Here is a 13710-nt window from a genome sequence, read left to right on the forward strand (position 1 = left end):
CATGAACCGCCGTGAGTGCCTGGCGCTTCTCGGGATGATCGTGGCGCTGCCGGCCCCGGTGCTGGGGCAGCCGCACGCGACGCGGCGGCTCGGCGTGCTCTCGGTCACGGCCGCCGCCGACGCGATCGGGCAGGCCCGCAGCACGATCCTGGTCGAGGCGCTCGCCGGCCTCGGCTGGAAGGAGCGCGACAACCTCAAGATCGACTGGCGCAGCGGCGGCGGCGACCGCGCCCGCATCGCGCAGCTTGCGGACGAGCTGATCGCGCTCAAGCCCGACATCATGCTCGCGGTCGGCACGCCCTCGGTGGAGGAGCTGCGCCGGCGCACCACGACGATCCCGATCGTGTTCGCCGTCGTCACCGATCCCGTCAGCCAGGGCTTTGTCGAAAATCTCGCGCATCCCGGCGGCAACATCACCGGCTTCACCGATTATGACGGTCCGCTCGCCGGCAAGTGGCTGGAGATGCTGACCCAGGTCAGGCCGCCCGTCCCCCGCGTGCTCGTCGTCTACAATCCCGCCACCGCGCCGTTCGCGCCCCTGATGCTGCGCACCATCGAGGATGCCGCACGGACGCTGCACGTGACGGTTGAGCCCGCGCCGGTCCATGACGCCGCCTCGATCGGGGCGCTGGCTTCGCGGAAGGACGGCGCCATCCTGGTCCTGCCGGACTTCTTCACCATGGCCAACCGCGCGCAACTGCTCTCGGCGATCGCACAGGCGCGCGTGCCCGCGGTATTCTGGAGCCGGACCTTCGTCGACGAGGGCGGGCTGATGTCCTACAGCACCGACAGCGCCGAGCAGCTCCGGCGTGCGGCGGGCTACATCGACCGCATCCTCAGGGGTACGCAGGCGGCCGACCTCCCGGTCCAGAACCCCACCAAGTTCGAACTGACGATCAACCTAAAGGCGGCCAAAGAGCTTGGCGTGACGCTTTCCGAAGGCCTCCTGGCAATCGCGAACAACGTCATCGAATGACGCCGCCCGCCGCGGACGGCATCGCCGGATGAGTTGATGTCTGCCGGTGGGTGGGCGCCGCTCGCTTTCAAGAGCCTGTCGCAAATACATATCGCGAGCATTCCCTCTCCGCGCCACTTGTGCAGAATCGCACCGATATCGACGTTACGCGCGACCGCTGAACCGGTAGGATCGTGATGCCGACCAATGACAGCGCCGGAAAGGGCTTTTTCCCGGCTTGGAGGAGATATGAGCGGTTTCGACATTTTCGCTATTGTTCTGGTGTTGCTCGTCATCGTCACGCTGGTGGCCGGCGTGAAGACGGTACCGCAGGGCTATGACTGGACCATCGAGCGGTTCGGCAAATACACGCAGACGCTGAGCCCCGGCCTCAATCTGATCGTGCCCTATTTCGATCGCGTCGGGCGCAAGATCAACATGATGGAGCAGGTGATCGACATTCCAGAGCAGGAGGTGATCACCAAGGACAACGCCACCGTGACGGTGGACGGCGTCGCCTTCTACCAGGTGTTCGATGCCGCAAAGGCGAGCTACGAGGTCGCCAATCTCAACCAGGGGATCACGGTCCTCACCATGACCAACATCCGGTCGGTGATGGGCTCGATGGACCTCGACCAGGTGCTGTCGCATCGCGACGAGATCAACGAGCGCCTCTTGCGCGTCGTCGACGCCGCGGTCTCGCCCTGGGGCCTGAAGGTCAACCGCATCGAGATCAAGGACATCGTGCCGCCCGCCGATCTCGTCGAAGCCATGGGCCGGCAGATGAAGGCCGAGCGCGTCAAGCGTGCCGATATTCTGGCCGCCGAAGGCCAGCGCCAGTCCGAGATCCTGCGCGCCGAAGGCGCCAAGCAGGGCCAGATCCTCCAGGCGGAAGGCCGCAAGGAAGCGGCGTTCCGCGACGCCGAGGCACGCGAGCGTTCGGCGGAGGCCGAGGCGAAGGCCACCCAGATGGTGAGCGAAGCGATTTCCAAGGGCGACGTCGCCGCATTGAACTATTTCATCGCCGACAAATATATCAAGGCGTTCGGGCAGCTGGCGGACTCGCCGAACCAGAAGGTCATCATGCTTCCGGTCGAAGCGATGAGCATGCTGGGCTCGCTCGCCGGCATCGGCGAGATCGCCAAGGCGACGTTCGGCGAAGGCGCGGTGTCCGCGGCCGCCCGCCGTGGCTCGGTGCCGCCGTCCCGTCCGACGCCGCCGTCCGTGCCGCCGCAGTGACGGCATCACCCACAGAGGCCGTATCATGACCGATATGTTCGTATCGCTCGGCACCTGGAACTGGCTGATCTTCGGCTTCGTCCTGATGGCGCTGGAGGTGCTGGCGCCGGGCATCTTCCTGTTCTGGCTCGGACTGGCTGCGCTGCTGGTCGGGCTGATCTCGTTCGCGGTCGGCATGTCCTGGCAGATCCAGCTCGTGATGTTCGCGATCTTCGCCGCCGCCGCGGTGCCGGTGTGGCGCCGCCTCGCCAGGCCGAAGCCGGACGCGAGCGGCAGCCCGTTCCTCAACAAGCGCAGCGAGGCGCTGCTGGGGCGCGAGTTCACGCTGGAGAAGCCGATCATCGACGGCTCGGGCACCATGCGCATCGGCGACACGGTGTGGCGCGTCGCCGGCCCGGATACGCCGGCGGGCACGCGGGTCAAGGTGGTGCAGGTGGATGGTGCCAATCTGACGGTCGCGGCGGCGTAATCGCTCTCACCCTCCCCTTGCGGGCAGGGCAATCGCATATGGATTTCACGGGGATTGTCCGCTGGCTTGCTCCGCCTCTCCCGCTTGCGGGAGAGGCCGACGCGCTCGCAGAGCGCGGCGGGTGAGGGTTCTCGCCACGCAGGGACGTCCTCAGTTAATCTCAATAATCCCAGCGCGGAGACACCCTCTCCCCAACCCTCCCCCGCAAGCGGGGGAGGGAGCCTAGTGCCGATGCCGCCGCACCGTGCGCACCATATGCGATTGCCCTGCCTGGAGGGGGAGGGTAAGAGAAGCGCTACCTCTTCCAACGCTCCGCAAACCTGTGCAGCGGCATGAACGTCTCGCACAAGTCCCGTCCCAGCGCCGTCAGCCCATAACCTCCGCCTTCGCCAAGCTCGACGAACCCCGCCTCGCGCAATTCGGTCAGCCGCGCCTGCAGCACCGTGGGCGAGGCCTCGTCGCAGGCGCTGCGCAGTGCGCGCGAGGTGAGGGGCTGTTCGCGCAACTCCCACAATATCCGCAAGGTCCAGCGCCGGCCGAGCAGGTCGAGCAACGCCATGATCGGCCGCCCGGTGCGCGAGCCGCGGACGCTGCGTGTCTTCGAGCCGGCCTGTTTCGCCATCGTCGCCTCTTGCGTCGTGCTACGAATAATGTAGCGTATTGCTACTATAAATGTAGCACAGGAGCCGGCCCATGTCCGAAGCCGCACCGCGCATCGCCCCGCTCGCGCCACCTTATCCCCCGGAGATCCAGGCGCAGTTCGACCGCATCATGCGCGGCGCGCCGCCGCTGGTGCTGTTCCGGGTGATGGCAGGCCACAGCCGCGCCTGGGACAAGTTTCGCGTCGCCGGCCTGCTCGATCCCGGCCCGCTCTCCTTGCGCCAGCGCGAGATCGTCATCGACCGCACCTGCGCACTGAACGGATGCGAATACGAATGGGGCGTGCATGTCGCGATATTTGCCGGGGCGGCAAGGCTCACCGAAGACGAAGTGCGTGCGACAGTGCAGGGCGACGCAGCATCAACATGCTGGTCACTGGGCGAGCAGGCGCTGATCGCAGCCGTCGATGCGCTGCATTACCGCGCGACGTTGAGCGACGAGGAATTCGTCGCACTCTCGGCGCACTACGACGAGGCACAGATCCTGGAGATCATGCTCCTGTGCGGCTTCTACCGCACTGTGTCGTATCTGGCGAACGGGCTGCGACTGCCCCTGGAGGAGAACGCGGCGCGGTTTCCCGCTGCGCTCTAACCGCCGTCGTTGCGAGCGCAGCGAAGCAATCCAGAGTCTTTCCGCGGAGGCAGTCTGGATTGCTTCGCTGCGCTCGCAATGACGAGTGGAGAGAGGGGTGCGCCACACCCTCGCTGTCATTCCGGGGCACGCGAAGCGTGAACCCGGAATCTCGAGATTCCGGGTTCGATGCTTTGCATCGCCCCGGAATGACTCCGTGGAGACCGCGCGCCCTACGCCACCCCCGCGCGCAGCAGGTCGTGCAGATGCACGATGCCGACCACCTTGCCCGCCTCCGTCACCAGCAGCGTCGTGATCTTGCGCTTGTTCAGCACCTCGATCATCTCGGTCGCGAGCATCGAGGGCGGCACGGACTTGGGCTGCTTTGTCATGATCTCATCGACCGTCACCGTCAAAAGGTCGGGCCGCATGTGGCGGCGCAGATCGCCGTCGGTGATGATGCCGACGGCCTCGCCCGCAGCGTTGACGATGCAGACGCAGCCGAGCCCCTTGGCCGACATCTCGACCACCGCCTCCGACATCTTGGTGCCTTCAGGCTTGACCGGAATCTCCGCGCCGGTGCGCATGTAGTCGCGAACGAATTTCAGCATCGCGCCCAGCTTGCCGCCGGGGTGGAAATGCGCGAATTCCAGCGCCGTGAAGCCGCGACCTTCGAGCAGCGCGATCGCGATGGCGTCGCCGATCGCGGCCTGCATCAGGGTCGAAGTGGTTGGCGCCAGATTGTGCGGGCAGGCCTCGCGCGCCTTCGGCAGCTCAATGACGAGGTCGGCGGCCTGGCCGAGCGAGGACGCGGCGTTCGACGTCACCGCGATCATGGGAATCGCAAAGCGCGCCGAATAGTTCACGAGGTTCTTCATCTCCGGCTGCTCGCCGGACCAGGACAGCGCCATGATGACGTCGTCGGTGGTGATCATGCCGAGGTCGCCATGGCCGGCTTCGGCGGCGTGCACGAAGAAGGCGGGCGTGCCGGTCGAGGCCAGCGTCGCCGCGATCTTGCGGCCCATATGTCCGGACTTGCCGAGCCCGGTGACGATGACGCGGCCTTTGGCGTTGCGGATCAGGTCGACGGCCTTCGCGAAGGTCGCGCCCAGTGGGCCGCGCAGGGCTGCGGCGAGCGCGTTGATGCCGCCGCTCTCGGTCTCCAGCGTGCGGAGCGCGGATTCGACGCTGTCGGGGATGGGGCCGGATGATGCGGTCATCAGCGGTTTCGAGCTCGGCATGGGCTGGTCCAGGGAGGAGGGGGCGTTCGCCCGTTGGCGCCTGCTTAGCACGCCCCGACCAGCGAGGCGACGAGCGCCCCAACACCCTCAACCGGTCATTAACCATAATTGTTTTAACTCCATTAACGATGGTTCCTGCCAGCCGGTGGGGATGGTCGTGAAAGTGTTTGATTTCGTTGGGGTTATTCCATCGTGGTGCCGTCTCCAGGCAATGGCCGGAGCAAACGCGCGCATTTCCTGCGCGCGGCTTTGCCGTGCCTCGCGCTGACGGCCCTCGGAAGCGCCCCGGCATCCGCCCAGAGCCTTACGCCCGACCTGTTCAATCCCAACCGCGGCGGTTTTGCCTCGCCCGACACGCTGCCGACGCGCCGCACCGCGGGCGTGCCGCAGGCGCCATCGGATTCATTGCCGGCGCTGCCGGATCCCAATGCCGATCCGCGCAAGGCCCGTGAGACGCCGGCGACCTCGCGCATCGGTCAGGTCCCGACCTACGGCCTGCCCGCCGCCACCGGCGCGAGCAGCTCCGGCTACGATTCGCTCAACCGCAAGCGGCAGCAGCCAAAGCTTTATCCCGGCCAGCCGAAGCCGAAGCGCGCGGCCGGTCCGGGCTCGAAGGTCCCGCCGGCAACACCGGAGCGCACGCTCACTCCGCCGCGTATCGCGTCGCCGCCCTCCGAGACTGCGCACAAGGTCCCGGTGCCGCCGGCGATGGCGGGCAACGTGCCTGGCCAGCCGCTGCGCCGCCGCCTCAGGGCCGATGAGGATCCGTTCGGAGCCGTCGGCGATTATGCCGGCAGTTTCCTCATCAAGGGCGGGCTCGAGCTCTCCGCCGGCTACGACACCAATCCGACGCGCCTCAACAAGCCTGTCGGTTCGCCGGCCTATGTGATCGCGCCCGATCTGCTCGTGGTGTCCGATTGGGAGCGCCATGCGCTGGTCGCCGATCTGCGCGGCTCGTTCTCGGGCTACACCAACGACATGCCGGCGACGATCAACGGCTTCGCCTCGCCGTCGCCGGTCGAGGCCAACCGTCCCGATTTCACCGGCCATGTCGATGGCCGGCTCGACGTCACCCGCGACTTCAAGCTTCTCTCGCAGCTGCGCCTGCGGCTCGCCACCGACAATCCCGGCAGCCCGAACGTGCAGGCCGGCCTGCAGAAATACCCGGTCTATGCCGCCTATGGCACCACCATCGGCTTCGACCAGACCTTCAACCGCTTCCAGGTCGCCGCCGGCGCCACGATCGATCGCACGGCATACACGGATTCGAAACTCACCGACGGCTCGGTCTTCCCCAACACCGACCGCGACTTCAACCAGTATGGCGGCGTCGGGCGCTTCTCCTATGATCTCAAGCCCGGCCTGAAGCCGTTCGTCGAAATCGAGGGCGACACCCGCGTGCACGACCAGGCCGCCGACCGCAACGGCTACTTCCGCGACTCGAACGGCGGCTATGCCAAGGTCGGCTCGTCCTTCGAGTTCTCGCGCATCCTCACCGGCGAGATCTCGGTCGGTTATTCCGCGCGCAACTATACCGACCCGCGTCTCAGCCAGCTCGCCGGCTTCCTCACCACGGGCTCCCTGATCTGGAACGCCAGCGGCCTCACCACGGTGAAATTCTTCACCGACACGCAGATCAACGAGACCACGATCCCCGGCTCCTCCGGCGTGCTGGTGCGCACCTACGCCGCCGAAGTCGACCACGACTTCCGCCGCTGGCTCACGGCGGTCGGCAAGTTCACCTACGGCACCTACGACTACCAGGGCCAGAATCGCAACGACAAGACCTACTCGCTCGAAGGCAACCTGATCTACAAGCTCAACCGCAACATCTGGATCAAGGGCACGCTGCGCCACGACATCCTGGATTCGAATCAGGCCGGGTCGAGCTCGCAGGGGACGGTGATGCTGGTCGGGGTGAGGCTGCAGAATTGAGGCGGCGGATCGCGTTCGAGTGGATGCGGGTTAGTTGATGGCGCTCTCACCATCACTCCGTCGTCATGCCCGCGAAAGCGGGCATCCAGTACGCTGCAGTGGATGTGGTGAGTGCGCGCTCTCGAACGCGGGCTTCTGGAATACTGGATCGTCCGCCTTCGCGGACGATGACAGCATCGTTTGAAGCCGGCAGCCGAGCGAGCCGCAGCTACCGCGGCAGGTCCGTCTTCCCCATCAGGAACGTATCGATCGACCGGGCGCACAGTCGTCCCTCGCGGATCGCCCAGACCACCAGCGACTGGCCGCGCCGCATGTCGCCGGCGGTGAACACGTTCGGGCGCGAGGTCTGGTAGTCCAGCGTGTTGGCCTTGACGTTGCCGCGCGGGTCGAGGTCGACCGCGAGCAGCTTGAGCAGGCCTTCGTGCACCGGGTGGACGAAGCCCATTGCGAGCAGGACGAGGTCGGCATCGAGCTCGAACTCGGTGCCGGGAAGCGGCTTGAACTTGTCGTCGACGCGCACGCAGTGCAGCTTCTTGACTTGGCCGTTCTCGCCCGAGAACTTCTGGGTCAGCACCGCGTATTCACGGATCGCGCCTTCGGCCTGGCTGGAGGACGTCCGCATCTTCAGCGGCCAGTTCGGCCAGGTCAGGCCCTTGTTCTCGCGCTCGGGCGGCGCGGGCATGATCTCGAGCTGGGTCACCGAGAGCGCGCCCTGGCGCAGCGAGGTGCCGATGCAGTCGGAGCCAGTGTCGCCGCCGCCGATGACCACGACATGCTTGCCGCCGGCCAGGATCTCCTGGACGCCGCCGAGCGGCTCCTCGGAGACGCGGCGGTTCTGCTGCGGCAGGAAGTCCATGGCGTAGTGGATGCCTGACAGCTCGCGGCCGGGGATCGACAGGTCGCGCGGGGCTTCGGCGCCGCCGGTCAACGCCACCGCGTCGTACTCGTTGAGCATCTCGCGCGGATCGACATTGCCCTCGGCGCCGACATGGCTGTTGTAGTGGAAGGTGACGCCTTCGGCTTCCATCTGCGCCACGCGGCGGTCGATGACGCTCTTCTCCATCTTGAAGTCGGGGATGCCGTAGCGCAGCAGGCCGCCAGCCTTGGCGTACTTCTCGTAGAGGTGGACGTCGTGGCCGGCGCGCGCCAGCTGCTGCGCACAGGCCATGCCGGCCGGACCCGAGCCGATCACCGCGACCTTCTTGCCGGTCTTCTCCGCGGCGACTTCAGGCCTCAGCCAGCCATTGTCCCAGGCGCGGTCGACGATCGCGCATTCGATGGTCTTGATGGTGACGGGGTTGTCGTCGATGTTGAGCGTGCAGGACGCCTCGCACGGCGCAGGACAGATGCGCCCCGTGAACTCCGGGAAATTGTTGGTCGAATGCAGATTGCGCGAGGCCTCTTCCCAGTTGCCCTGATAGACGAGGTCGTTCCAGTCCGGGATCTGGTTGTTGACCGGGCAGCCGGGCGTGCCGGGCGCCACCGAGCCGGTGCCGTGGCAATAGGGAATGCCGCAGTTCATGCAGCGCGCGGCCTGGTCGCGCACTTCCTTCTCGGACAGCGGAACGACGAATTCCTTGTAATGCTTCACGCGCTCGGCGACCGGAGTGTACTTGCGGTCGTGCCGTTCGATTTCCAGAAAACCCGTGATCTTGCCCATTAAACCCGAAGTCCCTGCCGCTTAAATTCGTTTGTTCTCTCACTCCTCATCCTGAGGAGCGGCGCTCTTTCGCGCCGCGTCTCGAAGGATGGAGGCCCACATGGTGACCTCATGGTTCGAGACGCGCTTCGCGCTCCTCACCATGAGGGCTTTTATTACGCCCCGATCGCGATTTTCGGCTCGGCGTCCGCGTTGGCGGCCATCTCGCGCAGCGCGCGCCGGTACTCGACCGGCATCACCTTGCGGAACTTGGGCAGCCATTCCTTCCAATTGGCAAGGATGTCGGCGGCACGCTTGGAGCCGGTCGCCTTGGCATGGCGCGAGATCAGCACGTGCAGGCGCTCGACGTCGGAGGCGAGCAGGTTCTTGAACACGTCGACCCGGCCGTGCGCCTCGAGGTCGCTGGAGTGGTGATAGGTGCCGGCGTTGATCAGCTCTTCCGACAGCACCGGCTCGAGCTCGACCATCGCCATGTTGCACAGCCGGTCGAAATCGCCGGTCTCGTCCAGCACGTACGCAATGCCGCCGGACATGCCGGCCGCGAAGTTGCGCCCGGTCTTGCCGAGCACGACGACGATACCGCCGGTCATGTATTCGCAGCAATGATCGCCCGCGCCTTCGACCACCGCCACGGCGCCGGAATTGCGCACGGCAAAACGTTCGCCGGCGATGCCGCGGAAGTAGCATTCGCCCTCGATCGCGCCGTACATCACGGTGTTGCCGACGATGATGCTCTCTTCCGGCACGATCGCGGAGTTCTTCGGCGGCTTGACGATGATCTTGCCGCCCGAGAGGCCCTTGCCGACATAATCGTTGCCTTCACCCTCGAGCTCGAAGGTGACGCCGTGGGCGAGCCACGCGCCGAAGGCCTGCCCGGCGGTGCCCTTGAGGCTGACATGGATCGTGTCGTGCGGCAGGCCGGCATGGCCGTAGATCTTGGCCACCGCGCCCGACAGCATGGCGCCGGCGGAGCGGTTGGTGCTGTTGATCGCCGCCTCGATCTTCACCGGCGCGCCGCGGTCGAGCGCGGGCTGCGCCCGCTCGATCAGCATGCGGTCGAGCACCGCCTCCAGATGATGGTTCTGGCGCTCGGAGTGATAGATCTTCTGGCCCTTCTCTTCCTTCTGCTTGACGAAGAGCTTGGAGAAATCGAGGCCCTTGGCCTTCCAGTGCGCGACCAGCTTGGTCTGGTCGAGCAGCTGCACCTGGCCGACCATCTCGTTGAAGGTGCGGAAGCCGAGGCTTGCCATGATCTCGCGGACTTCCTCGGCAACGAAGAAGAAGTAGTTGATCACGTGCTCGGGCTGGCCGGTGAAGCGCTTGCGCAGGACGGGATCCTGCGTCGCGACGCCGACCGGGCAGGTGTTGAGATGGCACTTGCGCATCATGATGCAGCCGGCCGCGATCAACGGCGCAGTGGCAAAGCCGAACTCGTCGGCACCCAGCAGCGCGCCGATCACGACGTCACGGCCGGTGCGGAAGCCACCGTCGACCTGGACCACGATGCGGCTGCGCAGCCGCTCGCGCACCAAGGTCTGATGGGTCTCGGCGAGGCCGATCTCCCAGGGCGAGCCGGCGTGCTTGATCGAGGTCAGCGGCGAAGCGCCGGTGCCGCCCTCGAAGCCCGCGATGGTGACATGGTCGGCGCGCGCCTTGGCAACGCCCGCGGCCACCGTGCCGACGCCGATCTCGGAGACGAGCTTGACCGAGACGTCGCCCGTCGGGTTGACGTTCTTGAGGTCGTAGATCAGCTGCGCCAGGTCCTCGATCGAGTAGATGTCGTGGTGCGGCGGCGGCGAGATCAGGCCGACGCCCGGCGTCGAGTGCCGGACCCTGGCGATGGTGGCGTCGACCTTGTGGCCGGGCAACTGGCCGCCCTCGCCGGGCTTGGCGCCTTGCGCCATCTTGATCTGCATCATGTCGGAGTTGACGAGATACTCCGTGGTGACGCCGAAGCGGCCGGAGGCGACCTGCTTGATCGCCGAGCGCATGGAATCGCCGTTCGGCATCGGCTTGAAGCGGTCGGCTTCCTCGCCGCCTTCACCGGTGTTCGACTTGCCGCCGATCCGGTTCATGGCGATCGCGAGCGTGGTGTGCGCCTCGCGCGAGATCGAGCCGAAGCTCATCGCGCCCGTGGCGAAGCGCTTGACGATGTCCTTGGCCGGCTCGACCTGGTCGAGCGGCACAGGCTTGCGCTTCTCCTCCTCCGCGTTCTTGATCCGGAACAGGCCGCGCAGCGTCAGCAGCCGCTCCGACTGCTCGTTGAGGATCTTGGCGAAGGCGCGGTAGCGCTCCTGCGAATTGCCGCGCGCGGCGTGCTGCAACAGCGACACCGACTCGGCGGTCCAGGCATGGTCCTCGCCGCGGCTGCGATAGGCGTATTCGCCGCCGACATCGAGCGCGCTCTTGTAGACGAGCGCCTCGCCGAACGCGTCGGCATGACGGCGCACGGCTTCTTCCGCGATTTCGGCCAGACCCACGCCCTCGACGCGGGTATGCGTGCCGGCGAAGAACTTGCCGACGAAGTCGGCCTTGAGACCGACCGCGTCGAAGATCTGCGCGCCGCAATAGGACTGGTAGGTCGAGATGCCCATCTTGGACATCACCTTGAGCAGGCCCTTGCCGATCGACTTGATGTAGCGCTTGACGATCTCATAGTCGTCGAGCGAGCCGGGCAGGCGGTCCTTCATCGCGATGATGGTCTCGAACGCCAGATACGGATTGATCGCTTCGGCGCCGTAGCCCGCGAGGCAGGCGAAATGATGCACCTCGCGCGGCTCGCCGGATTCGACGACGAGGCCGACCGAGGTGCGCAGGCCGGTGCGGATCAGGTGATGATGCACGGCGGCGCAGGCCAGCAGCGAGGGGATCGGCACGCGGTCGGTGCCGACCATGCGGTCGGACAGGATGATGATGTTGACGCCCTCGCGCACGGCGCTTTCCGCGCGCGCGCAGAGCTCGTCGAGCACCTGGTCCATGCCGGCCGCGCCGAGGCCGGCGTGGAAGGTGGTGTCCAGCGTGCGCGACTTGAAATGCGACTCGGCCACTTCCGAGATCGAGCGGATCTTTTCCAGATCCGCATCGGTCAGGATCGGCTGGCGCACTTCGAGGCGCTTGGTCGTGGCCATGCCCTGGAGGTCGAACAGGTTCGGCCGCGGTCCGATGATCGAGACGAGGCTCATCACCAGCTCCTCGCGGATCGGGTCGATCGGCGGGTTGGTGACCTGCGCGAAGTTCTGCTTGAAATAGGTGAACAGCGGCTTGGCCTTGTCCGACAGTGCCGAGATCGGCGTGTCGTTGCCCATCGAGCCCGCGGCTTCCTCGCCGGTGGCGGCCATCGGCGTCATCAGGATGGTGATGTCTTCCTGGCTGTAGCCGAACGCCTGCTGGCGATCGAGCAGCGACAGGTTCGAGCGCACGCCGGTGGTCGCAACCTTCGGCAGCTCCTCCAGCACGATCTGGGTCCGCTCCAGCCACTCCTTGTAGGGATGGCTCCTGGCGAGTTCGGCCTTGATCTCGTCGTCGGGGATCAGGCGGCCCTGCTCAAGGTCGACCAGCAGCATCTTGCCGGGCTGCAAGCGCCACTTGGTGATGATCTGGTCCTCGGGGATCGTCAGCACGCCCATCTCGGACGCCATCACGATGCGGTCGTCCTTGGTGACGAGATAGCGCGCGGGCCTGAGGCCGTTGCGGTCGAGCGTGGCGCCGATCTGGCGGCCATCGGTGAAGGCGATCGCGGCGGGGCCGTCCCACGGCTCCATCAGCGCGGCATGATATTCGTAGAAGGCGCGGCGCTTCTCATCCATCAAGGGATTGCCGGCCCACGCCTCCGGAATCATCATCATCACCGCGTGCGGCAGCGAGTAGCCGCCCTGCACCAGGAATTCGAGCGCGTTGTCGAAGCAGGCGGTGTCGGACTGGCCCTCATAGGAGATCGGCCAGAGCCGGTTGATGTCCTTGCCGTACAGCTCGGAGCTCACCGAGGCCTGCCGCGCTGCCATCCAGTTGACGTTGCCGCGCAACGTGTTGATCTCGCCGTTATGCGCGATCATGCGGTAGGGATGCGCCAGCGACCAGGCCGGGAAGGTGTTGGTCGAGAAGCGCTGGTGAACGAGGGCGAGCGCGCTCTCGAAATCCTGCTCGTGCAGGTCGGGATAGTACTTGCCGAGCTGGTCGGCGAGGAACATGCCCTTGTAGATCACGGTGCGGCAGGACATCGAGCAGGGATAATAGCCCGCAAGGCCGCGGTCGCGGCGCTGGTAGATCGCCTGCGAGATCGACTTGCGCAGGATGTAGAGGCGGCGCTCGAACTCGTCCTCGGTCTTGGCGGTGCCGTTGCGGCCGATGAACACCTGCATGCAGGCGGGCTCGGTCGGCTTCACGGTGACGCCGAGCGAGGAATTGTCGGTCGGCACGTCGCGCCAGCCGAGCAGGGTCAGGCCCTCTTCCCTGATCTGGTCGGCGATGATGCTCTTGATGACGTTGCGCCAGGCGGTGTCGCGCGGCAGGAACAGCGCGCCGATGGCGTATTCGCCGGGACCCGGCAGCGCAAAGCCGAGCTCCTTGGCCTTGCGGCTGAAGAAGGCGTGCGGAATCTGCACCAGGATGCCGGCGCCGTCGCCGGCGCGGGGGTCGGCACCGACGGCGCCGCGATGCTCGAGATTGCAGAGGATGCTCAGCGCGTCCGAGACGATCTCGTGCGACTTCTTGCCCTTGATGTTGGCGATGAAGCCGACACCGCAGGAATCCTTCTCCAGGCTCGGATCGTAGAGGCCCTCGGCTTCGGGACGCGAATTGTGTTCCTGAATCGGGTCGGTCGTTTTCGAGGCGACCGTCGCCGACAGCTCTTCTGCCACGATGTTTGCGCGCTCGAATTGCGACCCGTTCATTGCTCTGTCCTCTCCATGCGGCAAGCTGCCTCACCGCCAACTTCGGCGCACCTTGGGTGTCCCGCGGCACCCGCTCCTGGGCCACCGCTCGT

9 protein-coding genes are annotated in these 13710 nt (G+C 66.1%); 5 read left to right on the forward strand and 4 right to left on the reverse strand.

What is annotated here, in order from left to right:
• Nucleotide 1: 1 nt before the first annotated feature.
• From FJV43_RS21895 to FJV43_RS21905, 3 genes are all read left to right on the forward strand, one after another.
• On the forward strand, nucleotides 2-976 hold the full coding sequence (locus tag FJV43_RS21895) for an ABC transporter substrate-binding protein (RefSeq protein ID WP_239620838.1): 975 nt from the start codon (nucleotides 2-4) through the stop codon (nucleotides 974-976).
• A 228-nt stretch (nucleotides 977-1204) separates the two neighbouring features.
• The gene (locus FJV43_RS21900; protein ID WP_239620840.1) at nucleotides 1205-2194 is read left to right on the forward strand and encodes an SPFH domain-containing protein; all 990 of its coding nucleotides are present in this window, start codon (nucleotides 1205-1207) and stop codon (nucleotides 2192-2194) included.
• Between the two features lie 25 nt (nucleotides 2195-2219).
• Nucleotides 2220-2663 carry an NfeD family protein gene (locus tag FJV43_RS21905; protein ID WP_239620841.1) on the forward strand — a complete coding sequence of 148 codons (444 nt, stop codon included), beginning with the start codon at nucleotides 2220-2222 and terminating at the stop codon, nucleotides 2661-2663.
• A 295-nt stretch (nucleotides 2664-2958) separates the two neighbouring features.
• Here the strand turns inward: FJV43_RS21905 and FJV43_RS21910 are convergent, their stop codons facing one another.
• Nucleotides 2959-3285, reverse strand: coding sequence for a winged helix-turn-helix transcriptional regulator (locus FJV43_RS21910; protein ID WP_239620843.1), 327 nt, complete (start codon nucleotides 3283-3285; stop codon nucleotides 2959-2961).
• Nucleotides 3286-3356: 71 nt separating this feature from the next.
• Here FJV43_RS21910 and FJV43_RS21915 point away from each other — a divergent pair, with 71 nt between their 5' ends.
• Nucleotides 3357-3914 carry a carboxymuconolactone decarboxylase family protein gene (locus FJV43_RS21915; RefSeq protein WP_239620844.1) on the forward strand — a complete coding sequence of 186 codons (558 nt, stop codon included), beginning with the start codon at nucleotides 3357-3359 and terminating at the stop codon, nucleotides 3912-3914.
• A 212-nt stretch (nucleotides 3915-4126) separates the two neighbouring features.
• On the opposite strand, the gene FJV43_RS21920 is transcribed toward FJV43_RS21915, so the two are convergent.
• Nucleotides 4127-5134: a KpsF/GutQ family sugar-phosphate isomerase gene (locus tag FJV43_RS21920; RefSeq protein WP_239620850.1), complete on the reverse strand. Its 1008-nt coding sequence runs from the start codon at nucleotides 5132-5134 to the stop codon at nucleotides 4127-4129.
• 192 nt (nucleotides 5135-5326) lie between these two features.
• On the opposite strand from FJV43_RS21920, the gene FJV43_RS21925 reads away from it, so the two are divergent.
• Nucleotides 5327-7069: an outer membrane beta-barrel protein gene (locus FJV43_RS21925; protein WP_239620852.1), complete on the forward strand. Its 1743-nt coding sequence runs from the start codon at nucleotides 5327-5329 to the stop codon at nucleotides 7067-7069.
• Between the two features lie 208 nt (nucleotides 7070-7277).
• Here FJV43_RS21925 and FJV43_RS21930 read toward each other — a convergent pair whose 3' ends face one another.
• Both FJV43_RS21930 and gltB read right to left on the reverse strand, forming a co-directional pair.
• A complete protein-coding gene (locus tag FJV43_RS21930) occupies nucleotides 7278-8729 on the reverse strand; it encodes a glutamate synthase subunit beta (protein WP_239620859.1) in 1452 nt (483 codons plus the stop codon).
• A 155-nt stretch (nucleotides 8730-8884) separates the two neighbouring features.
• Nucleotides 8885-13618 carry a glutamate synthase large subunit gene (gene gltB / locus FJV43_RS21935; RefSeq protein WP_239620860.1) on the reverse strand — a complete coding sequence of 1578 codons (4734 nt, stop codon included), beginning with the start codon at nucleotides 13616-13618 and terminating at the stop codon, nucleotides 8885-8887.
• Between the last annotated feature and the right edge of the window lie 92 nt (nucleotides 13619-13710).

The sequence above is a fragment of the Bradyrhizobium sp. I71 genome (assembly GCF_022354745.1).
Taxonomy (GTDB): Bacteria; Pseudomonadota; Alphaproteobacteria; order Rhizobiales; family Xanthobacteraceae; genus Bradyrhizobium; species Bradyrhizobium liaoningense.